Origin of the sequence: Massilia sp. CF038 (assembly GCF_900129765.1) — a bacterium.
GTDB lineage: Bacteria > Pseudomonadota > Gammaproteobacteria > Burkholderiales > Burkholderiaceae_D > Telluria_A.
Genome location: NZ_FQWU01000003.1, coordinates 372,694 through 388,111 on the forward strand (window position 1 = coordinate 372,694; position 15,418 = coordinate 388,111).

A 15,418-nucleotide genomic window follows, 5' to 3' on the forward strand; every position below is an offset into this window, starting at 1 on the left:
TAACCTGACACGGGCGGCGCCTGCATGGCTCAACGCATCCTCATGATTGAAGACGACCATCGCCTGGCGGCAATGGTCGTCACTTACCTGGCCAGCAATGGCTATGACGTGATTCACGCCGGCACCGCGCAAGCGGGGCTGGCTTTGCTGCGCGCCGAACCGTTCGCGCTGGTGCTGCTGGACTTGATGCTGCCCGATGCCGATGGCCTGGAACTGTGCAAGCGCATCCGCGCCATGGGGGCGCCGCTTGAGTCGATTCCGATCGTCATGCTCACGGCCAAGGGCGATCCTTTTGATCGTGTGGTCGGGCTGGAACTGGGCGCAGACGATTACCTGCCCAAGCCCTTCGAGCCGCGCGAGTTGCTGGCGCGCATGCGCGCCGTGCTACGGCGGCCCGCGCTGGATACGGGCAACCCCAAGTCGGCGGCCCTGCAGTTCGGCCGGCTGGAGATCGATCCCGCCGCGCGCCTGGTGCGCGTGGACGGCAAGGAAAAACCACTGACGGCCTACCAGTTCGACCTGCTGCTGGCGCTGGCTGAACGGGCCGGCCGTGTACTCTCGCGCGAGCAATTGATCGATGCCGTGAAAGGGGAAGCGCTGGAACCGTTTGACCGTTCCATCGATGTGCACATCGGACGTTTGCGCGCTGCCATTGAGGATGATCCGCGCCAGCCGCGGCGCATCATCACCGTACGCGGTTCCGGTTACGTGTTTGCCAAGGTGCAGGATGCGTAAGGGGATTTCACTGTCGCATCGCCTGTATGTGCGGATTTATCTGGCCTTGCTGGCCAGCCTGGTCGCGCTGGGTTGCATGTTTGCCGTTGTGCACTGGCTGTACGCCACTGACGAGGCGCGCAACGGCTTTGACACCTTTGCCGAAGTGGCGAGCGAAGTGTTGCCGCCTGCCTCGGCTAGTCCCCAGGAGCAGCGCCGCGCCCTGATGCGCTGGCGCATGAAGGTGCGTGCCAACATGGCGTTGTACACGCCGGCGGGCGAACTGATTGCGGGCGTGGGACCCGTGTTGCCCCCCTTGCCGTCGGATCAGACCGGCACCGGCAGGATCGACGGCAGCCGGGGTGCCCAGGCGCTCAAGCTGTCCGACGGGCGCTGGCTGGTGTGGCAGCGCATGCACGGGCGCCGCTTTCCGGTCAATATTCTGCTGACGCTGGCCGCGGTCGCTTGCGTGGTCGCCATCGGCGCGTTTCCGGTGGTCCGGCGCCTGACCTCGCGGCTGGAGCGCTTGCAGAGCAGTGTCGACACCTGGGGCAGCGGGCAACTGTCGACCCGGGTCGCGGTTGAGGGCAAAGATGAAGTGGCGCTGCTGGCCAGCAGCTTTAATGACGCGGCGCAACGCATAGAAGCGCTGGTGCAGGCGCAAAAAAATCTGCTGGCCAATGCCTCGCACGAGTTGCGTTCGCCCCTGGCACGGATCCGCATGGCGGTGGAATTGCTGCAGGACCAGGCCAATCCCGCCATCAGTGCCGAGTTACGGCAGAACATCGCCGAACTCGATTTGCTGATCGATGAAGTGCTGCTTGCCAGCCGGCTCGATGCCAGTGCCCAAGGCAGCGCCACCCGCAGCGAGGTGGACCTGGCGGCAATTGTGGCAGAGGAATGTAGTCGCGTGGGTGCTGTCTTCGATGTCAGCAAGTTGACCGTGCAGGGCGACGCGCGTCTGTTGCGGCGCCTGCTGCGCAATCTGCTGGAAAACGCCAAGCGCTACGGCGACGACACGCCGGTCAAGGTAAACCTGACCGGCAACGCAGACGGCGGCGTGGTGCTCGACGTGTGCGATGGCGGGCCGGGCGTGCCAGCGGGCGAGCGTGAGCGCATCTTTGAGCCCTTCTACCGCTTGCCGGGTGCCAGCGAGGCAGCCGGGGGCGTGGGGCTGGGCTTGTCGCTGGTGCGCCAGATTGCTCAGCACCATGGCGGCCAGGTGCAATGTCTGCCAGCTCAGGAACGAGGCTGCTGCTTCCGCGTCAGCTTGCCGGGTGGACGCGAAGACGCGTAATCGCTGCCCACATGCTGGCTGATGTAGGTGGCCAGGCCCTGCCCGCTTTGGGCCAGCTGCTTCATCTGCTCGACCCGGGCGCGGCCCGTGCTGGCGTAAGAATACGTGTAGACAGTGCCGTCAACGAACTGGACGTCGATGCTGTCGTCGCCCACCGCATAGGCAACAACACCGGAGTCGCCGCCCAGCCGGCGGTAGCGCTTCAGTGCCATGCTAGACCGGTTTGGCGACCATGAGCCAGAACACCACCACCAGCGCGAAGAAGGCAGGAATGCCCAGCGCGGTCCAGATGCGCAGGTAGCGCCAGTAGCGCGGTGGCAGCTCGGTATGGTCGCGCGCGGCCACTTGCGCCATGTCGCGCATTTTGAGCTGAATCCACACCACGGGCAGCCAGCATGCGCCCGCCACAAAATACAGCGCGATCGACCACATGATCCAGGCACTTTGCAGCGGATAGCCGGCCAGGTGGATCATGTAGATGCCAGTGACGGGCTGTACCACAACAGTGGTGGCGGTGAAGATCCAGTCGGCCAGCACCACGTGGCGGCTGACCACGGCGATGGCCCGTACGTCCCGGCTCAGGCTGGTGAACAGCATGTAGAAGGCCGAGCCGATGCCGGTGCCAAACAGAAATGTGGATGACAGAATGTGCAGCCACTTCACGACCAGGTACGACATTTATTCTTCCTCACATTGGGCCAGCAGCCAGATGGCGGCGAGCATGGGTAAATTCTTGGTCAGCGGACCGTAGGGGTGGAGCAAAAACTCCGGCAACTTGAACGCAATGACGACAGTATAAAAGCCGATCAGCGCGAGCTGCGCGCGCCACAGCCAGCGGCGCCGCTTGAGCAGCAAAATGCCCAGCCCCAGAGCCAGATCGAAAACGCAGGCGCCGTACAGCATGAGCGGCCCCAGCTCGGGCGGCACGCCTGTGCGTTCCAGTAATTGCAAGCTCAGTTGCTCAGGATAGAAGAAGGCCGATACCACCGCCGTTGCAATCCAGACGAAGGCAATGGACCAGCGCAGGGGCGGCAGTAGCCAGCCCAGCTTGGCTTGCAGGCGCTCGGCCGACGGATGCTCGATGAAAGTGGCGGCGGCACGCGGCGCGTGGCCGAGCAGGCGTTCGGTGGCGGCTGGATCGGCGCTGTTGCCGCGGTCAAGCATGCGCAAGGTGTCGCGGTCGAGCAGGCCGATGCCGGCACTGGCCAGCAGGCGGCCAGCCAGCGCGGGCAGGCGCAGAATGCGCAGCTTGCCCATGCCCATCGCGGCACGCAGCGTTGCCAGATAGTCGGTGAAGGACAACGCCGCCGGCCCCACCAGGGCAATGCGGTGCGCCGTAGCGCCATTGGCGGCCACCGGCAAGGGCTGGTGCAGCAAGCCGACGATGGCGGCGACGACATCGTCCAGGTGAATCGGCTGCACCAGCTGCGGCGCCTTGCCGAACCTTACGCCAAAGGGCATGCTGGCCAGCACTTTGAAAAGGCGTGCGCTGACGCCATCTTTGCCATACACCAGCGAGGGCTGCACGATGCAGGCGCGCAGCGGCAGGCTGGCAAGGTAGTCATCTGCTGCTTTCTTGCTCAGATGGTAGGCGGTGTCGGCGTCCTGATCGGCGCCCAGGGCGGACACCTGGATCACCAGCTGCACGCTGTCGGAGGCGGCGCTGGCGGCAAACAGGGCGCAGGGGGTGTCTGTGTGCAGGCGTGCAAAAGTTTGCGTGCCGGACTCGCGAAAAATCCCCACCGTGTTGATGACGACATCGATGTCCTTCAAGCGCGCCTGCCAAATCGATTGTTGGCTATCCTTGCTGAAGTCCGCCTGTACGAAGGTCAGACGCGGATGAGCCTGCTTTGGCGGACTGCGCATGGCGCACAGGACCTGATGGCCCTGCGCCAGCAAGGCCGCCAGCAGCGGCCGTCCAATCATTCCACTTGCGCCTGTCAGCAAGATACGCATGCTTGTTCCTTACTCGCTTTATCCATAGATACACCGTTTGCATTTCAGTTCAACGCGCATTAGATCACGAGGACGATATGGAAAAATGGAAAACCGCAATCGAGCGCGGCCTGGTGTCGGGCAGCACCGCCAGCGCCCTGTCCACTGTGGCCCTGGCCGCCATGGGCAAACACGAGGCGGGCAGCGGCTTTGCACCCACCAATGCTGTCAGTCACTGGATCTGGGGTGACCAGGCCGCCCGGCACGATGGCCCTTCGCTGCGCTACACCCTCCCCGGCTACCTGATTCACCATGCCAGCGCCACGTTCTGGGCAGTGCTGTTCGAGCGCTTCATGGGCGAGCGGCTCGACCGCAGCAGCGTGGTGCGCACGGTGCAGGCAGCGACTGCCACATCGGCGGTGGCCTGCTTCGTCGATTACCAGCTTACCCCACAGCGGCTGCATCCGGGATACGAAAAGCGCCTGTCGCGCCCTGCTCTGGCGGTGGTATATGGCGCATTCGGGCTGGGCCTGGCGGCGGGTGCATTGCTGTGCCGCCGCGCTGACTGACGATGGAGCCGTTCATCATTGCGCTGCTGGCGCACGGTGTGATCGGTGGCACCGATGTGGTGCTCAATCACGAGCTGATTGCGCGTCTGCCGTCGCAAGCGTCCGCCCGCACCGAGCAAGTGTTGCACAGCGGGCGGGAACTGGCGTTTGCGCTGTTGTTTACCGCGCTGGCATGGGGCGAGTGGCATGGCGCTGCAGCACTGCTAATTGGCGCCATCCTGGTGGGGGAAACATTGATTTCCACGGTGGACATGGTGGTTGAGATCAACACGCGCATCTTGCCGGTCAGCGAGCGTGTGCTGCATGTGCTGCTGTTTACCAATTACGGGATTGTGCTGGCGCTGGTGGGACAAACCTTGCTGGACTGGTGGCAATTGCCGACGGCGCTGGTGCCAGCCGATCACGGCTGGGCCAGCTGGGTGTTGAGCCTGATGGCGCTGGCGTCGCTGGGCTGGTGCGTGCGCGACGCATTGAGCGTGCGTCGGCTTCAGACTACTGCGGCTGCCTGAGCAGGCAACCGCAGCTTTGTTGCATCAGAATGCGTAGGACGCGCGCGCGTACAGGAAGCGGCCGCCACGGCCGAATGGCGCGTAGTTGGCGTACGGCGTGTTACCGGTCGTGTTGAGCGTGATGGGGACCGATTCCGGGTACTCATCAAACACGTTGTCGGCGCCGAAGGCCAGGTTCACGTTCTTGCTGACGGCGTAGCGCAGTTCCATGTCCACCACGGTTTTGGCTGACATGGTGAAGTCCAGCGCCGGCGAGGCATTGGGCGAGAGCACTTCGCCGTAGCGCGTTGCACGCACGGTGGCGCCCACCGCGCCCAGCTTCCAGGTGACGGCGGCGTTGATCTTGTTCTTCGGCTGGCCTTTTTCGAACGACAGCACATTCAGGCGCCCAAACAGCGGTGGCGCCGGGTTCAGCGCAGCCAGCTCTTCCGTCACCGGCACACGGGTGACTTCGGTCTTGGTGAAGTTGCCGGCCAGCGTGAAGTCGAACTTGCCCATGTCGCCAGCGTTGTACGGCCAGCCCAGCACGATGTCGACGCCGGACGTGGTGGTGTCGACCCCGTTGATGAAGAAGCGGCCGCCGCCAATGCCGGCAAAGCCTTGCTGGGTCAGGTAGGCGCGAACATTGTCCTGGGTCAGGTTGTCGGAAAGAACGATGCGGTTGTCCACCTTGATGCGGTAGGCGTCGATAGTCAGGCTGGCTGCGCCAAAGCGCATCACCGAACCGAGCGAGACATTGACCGATTTTTCCGCTTCCAGCGGCTTGGCGCCGAAGGCAATGGCAATCGGATGGTCGGTCTTGAAGGTGGTGATCTCGAACGGCACGCCGTTGATAAAGTTGGTCGAGGTGGTGGTGAAGTTCTGCTGTTGTGGCGACGGGGCGCGGAAGCCGTTTTGCACCGAACCGCGCAGTGCGAACGATTTGGTGAAATCGTAGCGTCCCGACAGTTTGCCGGCCAGGCTGTTGCCGTAGTCCGAGTAATGCTCGCCGCGCACGGCCACCGAGGCCAGCAGCTTCTCGGTCAGGTTTGCTTCCAGATCGGCAAACACGCCAACGGCGGTGCGGCTGGTATCAGATTCATCGCTGGGGCGGAAGCCGGGGAACACCTGGGCGCCCGGTGCCGCGACCCCGCCACCTGGCAACGTGACCCCGCCCTGACGGTAGGAATCCGCTTCGCCTGCGTACAGGCGGTAGCCTTCACGGCGCGCTTCCATGCCGACCGCCACGTTCAGCGGCGAAGCCAGGCTGGCCATCGGCACGGCACGCACGCCAGTCAGGTTGAGCACGGTCTGGTCATAGGAATAGCCGCCCGCTTCGAAGGTGGTCTTGCTGGACGGGCCGATGGAACGGTTGAGCGAGTTTTCCACGCCGAACATCATCTTGTTCTTGCCGAAGCCAAGCGAGGCATCCAGGTCCCAGTCGCCCATGGTCCAGGTCACGCCGCCGGTGGCGCTCATGTCGTCGACCTTGGGCACAATCAGGGGCAGGAAGCCGTCCGGATAGATGGAAGCAATGTTGCGCGAATCGTTGGGCTGGCGGAACTGCCCCGCCGAAATTGCGTCCCGCTTCTGGTAACTTGCCCAGCCATAGAGCTTGACCCCGTCGCCCAGGGTATTGCCGGCATTGACGAACAAGGTCGATTGCTGCATTTCCGGTTCGCCGTACCAGGCGTTGTAGCGGTTGATGGTCAGCTCGCGCGGGTCGAAGCTGCCGTCCTGCAGTTTCGGGTATTGCTGGCGCATGTCGTAGCCGCTGCGCTCGGTGTGATTCTGGTCCTTGTATTCGGCGGCAAGGGTGACGTAGCCGGTCTCGCCCCAGGGCAAGCCTTTCCAGACGCTGACGGTACCGACCTGGCCATCGGTGCGCTTGCGGGAGGTCTGGTTGGTCCAGGTGCCGCCGGCTGGTGCGGTGGCGGCGTTGAAGTCGTATTCGGTCTTGCGGCCGCCGTAGGTGATGGTGCCTTCGCCGCCACTGCGGTCGGTCCGCAGGCGCAGGTTGACCACGCCGGAAATCGCGTCCGAGCCGTATTGGGCGGCCGCGCCGTCGCGCAGCACTTCGATGCTTTTGACGATGGCGGTGGGAATGGTGTTCAGGTCAACCGAGGACGAACCGCGGCCGATGGTGCCGTTGGTGTTGATCAGGGCCGAGGTGTGGCGGCGTTTCGAGTTGACCAGCACCAGGGTCTGGTCGGGACCCATGCCGCGCAAGGTGGCGGGACGGATGGTGTCGGTGCCATCGGCCAGGCCGGGACGGGGGAAGTTAAGCGATGGCAGGGCAACGGACAGGGCCTGGTTGATTTCGGTGGTACCGGAGGTTTTGAGGGTGTCGGCCGAAATGATGTCCACTGGCGAAGCGGTGTCGAGTGCGGTGCGGTTGGCCACCCGGGTGCCGGTGACGACCACCACGCCGCCATCGGCAGGCGGCGCAGTCTGGGCCAGCGCGGCCTGGCTGACAAATAGTGAAGCGATCGAGACTGCCAGTAACTGTTTTTTCGGCGCGAATGTTCCGGTCATAGTTCCCTCGTCAAAACGTTGTCAATAAATACTATCGAAATCTCACAACGATACTGGGACGAAGGGGAGGCAAAGTCAATTGCGCAGCGGGGGGAGCTGGCAGGATAACAACAGAATGCGGGAGGGGTGTCAGGCTGGTGTAAGGCAGAGAACGTTGGTGGTGCTCGCGTATATCTACATCGTCCTCGCGGAGGCGGGCTCGCGTGCGAGCCCCCCATGGCACATATGCACCGAGGTGACGGTTATGTGGAATGGGGGGCTCGCACGCGAGCCCGCCTCCGCGAGGACGATGTGGGGTTTGCAAACGCGTTGGTGCTTGTGGGTGCGGCTCAGGCTTTGCGTTTGAAGAGCTTGGTGACGGCGGTGACGCCCAGCAGTACCAGGCCGCCGGCGATGATGCCGGCCACGGCGTTGATCAGCGACGTCGTCAGCACCGACAGCACGCCGCCCACCACCGCGATCGAACCAGCCGCTTCGCCAGCGCCTTCGACCAGATGGTGCAGCGCGGGAATGCCGTGCAGCAGAATGCCGCCGCCCACCATGAACATGGCAGCCGTACCGACAATGGTCAGCATCTTCATCAGCTTGGGCGCAGCAGCTAGTAGCACGCGGCCAATGGCTTGCACCGCGCCGTTGGCTTTCTTGCTCAGGTGCAGACCCAGGTCGTCGAGCTTGACGATGCCGGCCACCAGGCCGTACACACCCACCGTCATGACGATGGCAATGGCCACCAGCACCATCACGCGCTCAACGAAGGTGGCAGCGGCCACGGTGCCGAGCGTGATCACAATGATTTCTGCGGACAGGATGAAGTCGGTGCGGATGGCGCCCTTGATCTTGTCCTTTTCCATGGCGCACAGGTCGACCGCCGGATCAGCCAGCGCATGGACCAGCTCGTCATGGTGCTTGGCGTCTTCTTCCGGGCTGTGCAGGAACTTGTGTGCGACTTTCTCAAAGCCTTCGAAGCACAGGAAGGCGCCGCCGAGCATCAGCAGCGGGGTGATGGCCCAGGGCGCAAGGGCGCTGATGCCCAGAGCGGCCGGGACCAGAATGGCCTTGTTTTTGAGCGAACCAACTGCCACCGCCCAGACCACCGGCAATTCGCGCTCGGGATTGACGCCCGAGACTTGCTGGGCGTTAAGCGCCAGGTCATCGCCCAGCACGCCGGCGGTCTTTTGCGCCGCCACTTTGCTCATCAGCGCGACGTCGTCGAGGATCGCCGCAATGTCGTCGATCAATGCCAGCAAACTGCTTGCAGCCATCTGTGTTGCTCCAATTCATGTGTAAAGCAGCCATCTTACCCGACTCGGGCGGCGCACAGACAGCCCGGGCCACCCCGGATTTTTGCGTTTCAAGCCCCAAATTCTGCAGCTCGTCGCTTTTTGTCACCGCGGCCATTGTGCATACGTATAGTTCATACACTGCCTGACGCGAAGCCGCCCGGCAGCCAGCCGAATCATTTATGAACTGCGGGAATACCGATTTCCGCGCTCCCTGCGAGGTAAGACCATGCAAACCGAACTCGACACTCCCGCCGCCGCTGCCAGCACAGCTCGTGCCGTCAAGCGCAAAACCCGCATCACGATTTACCTCGACGACGAGGTATTGCAGAAGTTCCGTTCGCTGTCCGAGCAGAGCGGCAAAGGCTATCAAACCCTGATCAATGCTGCGCTGCGGACCCGTCTGGCGCCGCCGCGCATGGAAGGCGCGCTGGCTGAATAAACGGCGCGCGCCGTGGCCGCGCACCCTGCGGCGTCAGCGTTTTGTCAGACAAACTCCGTCGTGATCCAGTCACAGCGGGGCTTACTTTTATATGCCACCTTCAGAATTTATTACATGTGGCAATAATTCATGCTAATCTTCCCGCTCTTTTAACTCGGGAGGATTGTATGAAAAAAGGCGAACTGATTGCGGAATTTGCAAAGCGTACCGAAATGTCGGGCGCAGCAGCGAACACGGCGGTTAACACGATCATCGAGATCATCACCGAGCGTCTGAAAAAAGGCGACACCGTTGGTATCACTGGTTTCGGTACGTTCTCCGTTGCCAAGCGCGCTGCACGCAAGGGCCGTAATCCATCGACCGGCGCAGCGATCAAGATCGCCGCATCGAAGTCGCCGAAGTTCTCGGCAGGCGCGACCCTGAAAGCAGCGGTCAATCCTAAGAAGAAGTAAGCCTTACCCTCGCGCGGCCCGAAGCGAGGGCGCCGGTCCACACCGGTGTCTTCGCTTCGGGACTGCGTGTCTGTTGTTCCCCTTCCCCGAATTCCCATGCCGCTCTCGACCTGGATTGCCTTTGTTCTCGCCGCGGTCGTGATCGCGATTTCCCCTGGTTCCGGTGCCGTGCTGTCGATGTCGCACGGCTTGTCGTATGGCGTGCGCAAGGCCAGCGCCACCGTGCTGGGATTGCAAATTGGCTTGCTGCTCGTGTTCACGATTGCCGGTGCCGGCGTCGGTTCACTGCTGCTCGCGTCCGAGCCAGCCTTCAATGTGGTCAAGTTTGTCGGCGCGCTGTATCTGATTTATCTTGGCGTGAGCCAGTGGCGTGCGCAGCCGGCGCCCGCCGCAGCAAACGGCGTCCTGGCCGACCATCCTTCCTTCGGACGGCGCGTATTGACAGGCTTTCTGACCAACTCGACCAATCCCAAGGGCATCATTTTCATGGTGGCCGTGCTGCCCCAGTTCATCGCCCACGATGCCCCGCTGCTGCCGCAACTGCTGGTGCTGGGCGTGACCATGGTGACGATTGACACCTGCGTGATGCATGGCTACGCGCTGCTGGCTGCGACCATGCAGCAGTTTTTCCGCAATGCCGCATCGGTGCGCAAACTGAACCGCTTCTTTGGCGCGGTGCTGGTTTTCATGGGCGGCGCCCTGTTCTTTGTGCGGCGCGGCGCCAGTACCTGACGTTCATGTGCAACCGTTTGTAACCCCGGTTGTCCATTTTTGACTTCGTGCGTTGTAATCATTGCACGCGCGTGTGCTGACCCCTCGGAGCTTTTGATGCGTACTCGATTCCTGAAAACTGCAGCGCTGATGATCCTGGCCACGGCGTCCGCCTTTGCGCTGGCCGACGATCTGCCGACCCGGGTGGGACGCATTTCGCTGGTGCAGGGACAGGTCGGCATCAGCGCCGAACTGGGCGACGAGACCGAAACAGCCCTGGTCAACTGGCCCGTTACCTCCAACAACCAGATTAGCACCGGGCGCGATTCGCGCACCGAAGTGCGGATCGGCTCGACCGCGCTGCGCCTGGACGCGGACACCTCGATCGACGTCAATCAGCTGGAAGACAATGCCCTGCGCATCACGCTGCACTATGGCAGCCTGAGCATCCGGGTACGCAATGCCGAACTGGCGCAGGCGCTAGTGCTCGATACGCCCGAAGGCACGGTGCGCATGCAGGAGCCGGGCCGGATCCGGGTTGACGCCGGCCGCACCCAGGACACCACCACCCTGCGCGTGTTTGATGGCGTGGCCTCGTTTGACGGCACCGGTTCGCGCCTGATCGTGCGGGCCGGCAAGCGCGCCGACATTGGCCGCGATGACCTGCGCACCGGCGTTGCCCTGCGCGACAGTTTTGATGAATGGGGCATGCTGCGCGACGCGCGCGATGAACGCTCCGAATCGGTGCGCTACGTGACCAGCGAAATGACCGGTTACGAAGACCTGGACCAGCATGGTGCCTGGAGCGAAGACCGTGAATATGGTCCAGTCTGGTATCCGCGTTCGGTGGCAGCTGGCTGGGTGCCTTACCGCGACGGCCGCTGGACCTATCTGCAACCGTGGGGCTGGACCTGGGTCGACAATTCTCCCTGGGGCTACGCGCCTTTCCATTACGGCCGCTGGGTCACCGTGGGCGGGCGCTGGTGCTGGTCGCCAGGGCGCAACGTGACGCGCGCAGTCTGGTCGCCAGCCCTGGTGGGCTGGGTGGGCGGCAACAACTGGAACGTGAGCTTCAATTCCGGCGGCAACCGGCGCGCTGCGCCAGCGACCGGCTGGTACCCGTTGACGCCGCGTGACACCTACGTGCCGACTTACCGCGTGAACCACGATAATCTGCGCTACCTGAACCGCAACGCCGGCGATGTGCGCGACGACATTCGGGGACGCAATCGTCCCAGCAACCGCCAGGTTGGCCTGACCGTGGTGCCGCATGATCAGTTCAGCCAGCGTGGCACCGTGGTGGTGCCGACTGCGCCGCGCGCCATTGTCTCGACATCGCTGCTGACCAATGTGCCGTCAGCGGTGCCGCCGGCACCGCAATACGCCGGCCGCCCGCGTGAACGGGGCGAGTGGCGTGGCCGCGACCGCGATGGTGACGGCCGTCCGGACCGCCGTTTCGAACGCGACGAGCGTGGCCAGGCGCCAGTCGGCTTGCAGACCGGGACGCCGGCGCCGCGGCCGTCCACCATTATTACCTTGCCGAGTCAGCCACAGCAGCCACAAGGCCAGGTCCAGGCGCCGCGGCGCTGGGGTGACGGACCAGATCCGATGCGCCGTGAAAACACCACGCATATGCCGACGCCAGCGCCTGCGTTGCCACCGCAAATGCAAACGCCGCCAGCGAGCCTGGGTACGCAACGCACCGAGCGCAACCCGCAGGCCGAGCCAGAGCGCGAGCGTCCCGCGCGCGGCCCCGGGTACTGGCCGCAGCAGCATACCCAGCGCCAGCCGCAGCAAGGGTTCCAGGTTCAGCAACCGCAGCCGCAAGCGCAGCCACAGCAGCGCGTGTATCAGCAGCCCCAGCCCGCGTTCCAGAGCGCGCCGCCGCAACGCAGCGCACCGCCATCAATGCCGCCGCCGCAGATGCAACAGCAGCAGGCGCCACAGCAGCAGTCGGCGCCGCGCCAGCAGGCACCTGCGCCCGTGGGACAGCAGCCTGCCGCCGAAAAACCGGCGCCGAGCTCGATTAACATCGGGATCGACGAAGGCCGCCGCCGTGGCATGCGCGACAGTAACGACCGGCGCTAGGGCCTGCGCCCCATCCCGCATGCTTCCCTACCCGGGAAGCGTTTTCAGGCCAGCCAAAGCGCTGGCCTTCTTTTTTTGGCTACAATGGGAACCGGCCGGCGCGCTGCAAGCGCGGTCCGGCCATGTTTTTCATTCTAGAACTGGATTTGTATGACTTCCCCCGCAGACTCTCTCATCGAATACCCGAGCGACTTCCCGATCAAGGTGATGGGCGCCACGCATGAGGATTTCGCCGCCACCATCGTCGACGTGGTGCTCGAGTTCGACCCGACCTTCCACATCGGACGCATGGAAGTGCGCCCTTCCGCGCAAGGCAATTACACTGGCCTGACGGTCACGGTGCGAGCCACCAGCCGGGTGCAGCTGGACGATTTGTACCGCGCGCTGTCGGCCCACCCGATGGTCAAGATCGTGATGTAAGACTGGCCGGGACTGTTGATGCAAGTTGCCCTTCCTGCGCTGGTGCGCGAGCTTGGCCGCGCCGATTACGAACCCGTGTTCGCGGCCATGCGTGCCTTTACCGATGCGCGCAAGGCCGACACGCCTGACGAATTGTGGATAGTCGAGCATCCGCCCGTGTTCACGCTGGGTCTGGGCGCTGACCGCAGCCACGTGCTGGCCGACCATGCAGTGCCGGTGGTGCAGACCGACCGCGGCGGCGAAGTCACCTTCCACGGCCCGGGCCAGGTGGTGATTTACCTGCTGATGGACTTGCGCCGCAACAAGCCTGGCGGAAAGTTGTATGCCCGACAATTTGTGGGAAAAATCGAGCAAGCTGTGATCAATACGCTGGCGGCGTATAATCTCGGTGGCGAGCGCATCGCTGGCGCGCCCGGTATTTATATCGCCGCAGGTCCGCGCAAGGGGGCCAAAATCGCCGCGCTTGGCTTGAAAGTGCGCGGCAATGGCTGCACTTACCATGGAGTATCGCTGAATGTGGCGATGGACCTGGCGCCGTTTTCCTGGATTAACCCCTGTGGTTATGCGGGGCTGGAAACGGTGGACATGCGCACGATGGGCGTGAATGTGACGCTGGCCGAGGTGCAGCACAAGCTGGCCGCCGAGCTGGTGCAGCAACTGGCAACAGCGGGCACGCCGTCCGCACCGAACAACGAATTGAATTAATCTACCGCCCTCTGGGCATGCAGCCATGACTTCCGAGACCGATACCAGCACCGTCCCTGCCGCTTACAACGCGACCGACAAGCAAAAAGGCGCCAGCAAGACGTCGCGCATTCCAATCAAGATTGTGCCGCTGGCCCAGGTCGAGCGCCTGAAAAAGCCGGACTGGATCCGCGTCAAGGCAGCATCGGCCTCGACCCGCTTCTATGAGATCAAGGATATCCTGCGCGCCAATAATCTGGTGACAGTGTGCGAAGAAGCGAGCTGCCCGAACATCGGCGAATGCTTCGGCAAGGGTACGGCGACCTTCATGATCATGGGCGACAAGTGCACCCGCCGCTGCCCGTTCTGCGACGTGGGCCATGGCCGCCCCGACCCGCTCGACGTGAACGAGCCGGTCAACCTGTCCAAGACCATTGCCGAACTGCGCCTGTCGTATGTGGTGATCACCTCGGTTGACCGTGACGATTTGCGCGACGGCGGTGCTGGCCACTTTGTCGAGTGCATCAAGCAGACGCGCGCGCTGTCGCCCAACACCCGCATCGAGGTGCTGGTGCCCGACTTCCGCGGCCGCCTGGCCAAAGCGCTGGCGATTTTTGCCGACGGCTTGCCAGACGTGATGAACCACAACCTCGAAACCGTGCCGCGCCTGTACAAGGAAGCGCGTCCGGGTTCCGACTACACCCACTCGCTCGAATTGCTGCGCGACTTCAAGGCGCTGTACCCGAATGCCGTCACCAAATCCGGCATTATGGTTGGCCTGGGTGAAACCGACGAAGAAATCCTGCAAGTGATGCGCGATCTGCGCGCCCACAATGTGGACATGCTGACCATCGGCCAATACCTGGCGCCATCGGGCGACCACTTGCCGGTGCGGCGCTATGTGCACCCGGACGTATTCAAGATGTTCGAAGAAGAAGCGTACAAGATGGGCTTCGTGCACGCGGCCGTGGGCGCGATGGTGCGCAGCTCCTACCATGCGGACGAGCAGGCGCATAACGCCGGCGTGGCCATTACCGCCTGATCGACCAGGCGCCTGCCCAGGTGACCGCGCTTGTCCTGCTTCCCGGCATGGACGGCAGCGGTCATTTTTTTCGTGATTTCTGCCATCATCTGGGGCCCGAGATCACGCCCCTAGTCATCGCCTATCCGCCCGATCAAGCACTGGACTATCAGGGTCTGACTGATTTCGTGCGCGTCAGGCTGCCGACGGACCAGCCCTATTTTTTACTCGGCGAGTCGTTCTCGGGACCGGTGGCCATTGCGCTGGCGGCCGAACGGCCACCACTGCTGGCGGGACTGATCTTGTCGTGCACCTTTGCGCGCAACCCAGTGCCACCGCTACAGGTCCTGCGCCCACTGGTGCGCTTTGCGCCATTGTCGAGCCGCTGGTCGGCGCTGGCGGCCCCCTTTCTGCTGGGCTGGAATGCGCCTTTGGGATTGCGGCAAACCTTGCGTTCCGTATTGGCGACGACTCCTGCGAGCGTGCTGCGCTTGCGCCTGCGCGAGGTGCTGGCAGTCGATTATTCGCAGCGCGCCGCCGCCATTGCGGTGCCTGTACTGTATCTGCAGGCCACGCGTGACCGGGTGGTGTTTGCGGCCTCCGGACGGCATCTGGCGGCATTGCTGCCTTCGCTGTTGCTGGCCAGGGTGAGCGGGCCGCATCTGCTGCTGCAAGTGGCCCCGGCCCGGGCCGCGGAGCATGTGCGGGCGTTCATGGCGGCAGGGCGAACAGCCGAGTAAGCTTGCGTGCCGCGACTATGTGGACGGCGGTGAGGCCCCGCG

At 63.5% G+C, this 15,418-nt stretch carries 17 protein-coding genes; 12 read left to right on the forward strand and 5 right to left on the reverse strand.

Annotated elements, in window-relative coordinates; translation table 11 throughout:
* Positions 1 to 24 precede the first annotated feature (24 nt).
* Both BUC24_RS20955 and BUC24_RS20960 read left to right on the forward strand, forming a co-directional pair.
* A complete protein-coding gene (locus BUC24_RS20955; protein WP_073221349.1) occupies positions 25 to 735 on the forward strand; it encodes a response regulator transcription factor in 711 nt (236 codons plus the stop codon).
* A complete protein-coding gene (locus tag BUC24_RS20960) occupies positions 728 to 2,011 on the forward strand; it encodes a HAMP domain-containing sensor histidine kinase (protein WP_073221351.1) in 1,284 nt (427 codons plus the stop codon). The genes BUC24_RS20955 and BUC24_RS20960 overlap by 8 nt, the downstream gene beginning before the upstream one ends.
* Here the strand turns inward: BUC24_RS20960 and BUC24_RS20965 are convergent.
* From BUC24_RS20965 to BUC24_RS20975, 3 genes are read right to left on the reverse strand one after another with little or no spacing between them, the layout of a single operon-like run.
* Positions 1,954 to 2,223 carry a hypothetical protein gene (locus BUC24_RS20965; protein WP_373887982.1) on the reverse strand — a complete coding sequence of 90 codons (270 nt, stop codon included), beginning with the start codon at positions 2,221 to 2,223 and terminating at the stop codon, positions 1,954 to 1,956. The genes BUC24_RS20960 and BUC24_RS20965 overlap by 58 nt on opposite strands.
* A gap of 1 nt (position 2,224) precedes the next feature.
* A complete protein-coding gene (locus tag BUC24_RS20970) occupies positions 2,225 to 2,689 on the reverse strand; it encodes a DUF2269 family protein (RefSeq protein ID WP_073221354.1) in 465 nt (154 codons plus the stop codon).
* Positions 2,690 to 3,967 (reverse strand): SDR family oxidoreductase, encoded by a 1,278-nt coding sequence (locus BUC24_RS20975; protein WP_073221357.1) that lies wholly within the window; start codon positions 3,965 to 3,967, stop codon positions 2,690 to 2,692.
* A 77-nt stretch (positions 3,968 to 4,044) separates the two neighbouring features.
* Between BUC24_RS20975 and BUC24_RS20980 the strand changes: the two genes are divergently transcribed.
* Both BUC24_RS20980 and BUC24_RS20985 read left to right on the forward strand, forming a co-directional pair.
* Positions 4,045 to 4,515 carry a hypothetical protein gene (locus BUC24_RS20980; RefSeq protein ID WP_073221360.1) on the forward strand — a complete coding sequence of 157 codons (471 nt, stop codon included), beginning with the start codon at positions 4,045 to 4,047 and terminating at the stop codon, positions 4,513 to 4,515.
* Between the two features lie 2 nt (positions 4,516 to 4,517).
* The gene (locus BUC24_RS20985) at positions 4,518 to 5,024 is read left to right on the forward strand and encodes a hypothetical protein (RefSeq protein ID WP_073221363.1); all 507 of its coding nucleotides are present in this window, start codon (positions 4,518 to 4,520) and stop codon (positions 5,022 to 5,024) included.
* A 24-nt stretch (positions 5,025 to 5,048) separates the two neighbouring features.
* On the opposite strand, the gene BUC24_RS20990 is transcribed toward BUC24_RS20985, so the two are convergent.
* Positions 5,049 to 7,538 carry a TonB-dependent receptor plug domain-containing protein gene (locus BUC24_RS20990; protein WP_073221366.1) on the reverse strand — a complete coding sequence of 830 codons (2,490 nt, stop codon included), beginning with the start codon at positions 7,536 to 7,538 and terminating at the stop codon, positions 5,049 to 5,051.
* Between the two features lie 329 nt (positions 7,539 to 7,867).
* Positions 7,868 to 8,800, reverse strand: a complete 933-nt coding sequence (locus tag BUC24_RS21000; RefSeq protein ID WP_073221372.1) for a DUF808 domain-containing protein — start codon at positions 8,798 to 8,800, stop codon at positions 7,868 to 7,870.
* A 247-nt stretch (positions 8,801 to 9,047) separates the two neighbouring features.
* On the opposite strand from BUC24_RS21000, the gene BUC24_RS21005 reads away from it, so the two are divergent.
* From BUC24_RS21005 to BUC24_RS21040, 8 genes are all read left to right on the forward strand, one after another.
* Positions 9,048 to 9,260: a BrnA antitoxin family protein gene (locus BUC24_RS21005; protein WP_073221375.1), complete on the forward strand. Its 213-nt coding sequence runs from the start codon at positions 9,048 to 9,050 to the stop codon at positions 9,258 to 9,260.
* A gap of 167 nt (positions 9,261 to 9,427) precedes the next feature.
* Complete coding sequence (locus tag BUC24_RS21010; protein WP_018057799.1) at positions 9,428 to 9,712, forward strand: HU family DNA-binding protein; 285 nt, start codon at positions 9,428 to 9,430, stop codon at positions 9,710 to 9,712.
* 96 nt (positions 9,713 to 9,808) lie between these two features.
* On the forward strand, positions 9,809 to 10,444 hold the full coding sequence (locus BUC24_RS21015; protein ID WP_073221377.1) for a LysE family transporter: 636 nt from the start codon (positions 9,809 to 9,811) through the stop codon (positions 10,442 to 10,444).
* A 96-nt stretch (positions 10,445 to 10,540) separates the two neighbouring features.
* A complete protein-coding gene (locus BUC24_RS21020) occupies positions 10,541 to 12,511 on the forward strand; it encodes a DUF6600 domain-containing protein (RefSeq protein ID WP_143167605.1) in 1,971 nt (656 codons plus the stop codon).
* Between the two features lie 150 nt (positions 12,512 to 12,661).
* A complete protein-coding gene (locus BUC24_RS21025; RefSeq protein ID WP_073221383.1) occupies positions 12,662 to 12,931 on the forward strand; it encodes a DUF493 family protein in 270 nt (89 codons plus the stop codon).
* 18 nt (positions 12,932 to 12,949) lie between these two features.
* Positions 12,950 to 13,636, forward strand: coding sequence for a lipoyl(octanoyl) transferase LipB (lipB, locus tag BUC24_RS21030; RefSeq protein ID WP_073221386.1), 687 nt, complete (start codon positions 12,950 to 12,952; stop codon positions 13,634 to 13,636).
* A gap of 25 nt (positions 13,637 to 13,661) precedes the next feature.
* Positions 13,662 to 14,657 carry a lipoyl synthase gene (gene lipA / locus BUC24_RS21035; RefSeq protein WP_073221389.1) on the forward strand — a complete coding sequence of 332 codons (996 nt, stop codon included), beginning with the start codon at positions 13,662 to 13,664 and terminating at the stop codon, positions 14,655 to 14,657.
* Between the two features lie 20 nt (positions 14,658 to 14,677).
* Positions 14,678 to 15,376, forward strand: coding sequence for an alpha/beta fold hydrolase (locus BUC24_RS21040; protein WP_083599065.1), 699 nt, complete (start codon positions 14,678 to 14,680; stop codon positions 15,374 to 15,376).
* The last annotated feature ends 42 nt before the right edge of the window (positions 15,377 to 15,418 follow it).

Bases quoted from the DNA above. Each gene is read 5' to 3' on its own strand.
- BUC24_RS21000 (WP_073221372.1), bottom strand. From the start codon at position 8,800: ATGGCTGCAAGCAGTTTGCTGGCATTGATCGACGACATTGCGGCGATC.
- BUC24_RS20970 (WP_073221354.1), bottom strand. From the start codon at position 2,689: ATGTCGTACCTGGTCGTGAAGTGGCTGCACATTCTGTCATCCACATTT.
- BUC24_RS21015 (WP_073221377.1), top strand. From the start codon at position 9,809: ATGCCGCTCTCGACCTGGATTGCCTTTGTTCTCGCCGCGGTCGTGATC.
- BUC24_RS20980 (WP_073221360.1), top strand. From the start codon at position 4,045: ATGGAAAAATGGAAAACCGCAATCGAGCGCGGCCTGGTGTCGGGCAGC.
- lipB (WP_073221386.1), top strand. From the start codon at position 12,950: ATGCAAGTTGCCCTTCCTGCGCTGGTGCGCGAGCTTGGCCGCGCCGAT.
- BUC24_RS20990 (WP_073221366.1), bottom strand. From the start codon at position 7,538: ATGACCGGAACATTCGCGCCGAAAAAACAGTTACTGGCAGTCTCGATC.
- lipA (WP_073221389.1), top strand. From the start codon at position 13,662: ATGACTTCCGAGACCGATACCAGCACCGTCCCTGCCGCTTACAACGCG.
- BUC24_RS20960 (WP_073221351.1), top strand. From the start codon at position 728: ATGCGTAAGGGGATTTCACTGTCGCATCGCCTGTATGTGCGGATTTAT.
- BUC24_RS20985 (WP_073221363.1), top strand. From the start codon at position 4,518: ATGGAGCCGTTCATCATTGCGCTGCTGGCGCACGGTGTGATCGGTGGC.
- BUC24_RS20955 (WP_073221349.1), top strand. From the start codon at position 25: ATGGCTCAACGCATCCTCATGATTGAAGACGACCATCGCCTGGCGGCA.
- BUC24_RS21020 (WP_143167605.1), top strand. From the start codon at position 10,541: ATGCGTACTCGATTCCTGAAAACTGCAGCGCTGATGATCCTGGCCACG.
- BUC24_RS21025 (WP_073221383.1), top strand. From the start codon at position 12,662: ATGACTTCCCCCGCAGACTCTCTCATCGAATACCCGAGCGACTTCCCG.
- BUC24_RS20965 (WP_373887982.1), bottom strand. From the start codon at position 2,223: ATGGCACTGAAGCGCTACCGCCGGCTGGGCGGCGACTCCGGTGTTGTT.
- BUC24_RS20975 (WP_073221357.1), bottom strand. From the start codon at position 3,967: ATGCGTATCTTGCTGACAGGCGCAAGTGGAATGATTGGACGGCCGCTG.
- BUC24_RS21010 (WP_018057799.1), top strand. From the start codon at position 9,428: ATGAAAAAAGGCGAACTGATTGCGGAATTTGCAAAGCGTACCGAAATG.
- BUC24_RS21005 (WP_073221375.1), top strand. From the start codon at position 9,048: ATGCAAACCGAACTCGACACTCCCGCCGCCGCTGCCAGCACAGCTCGT.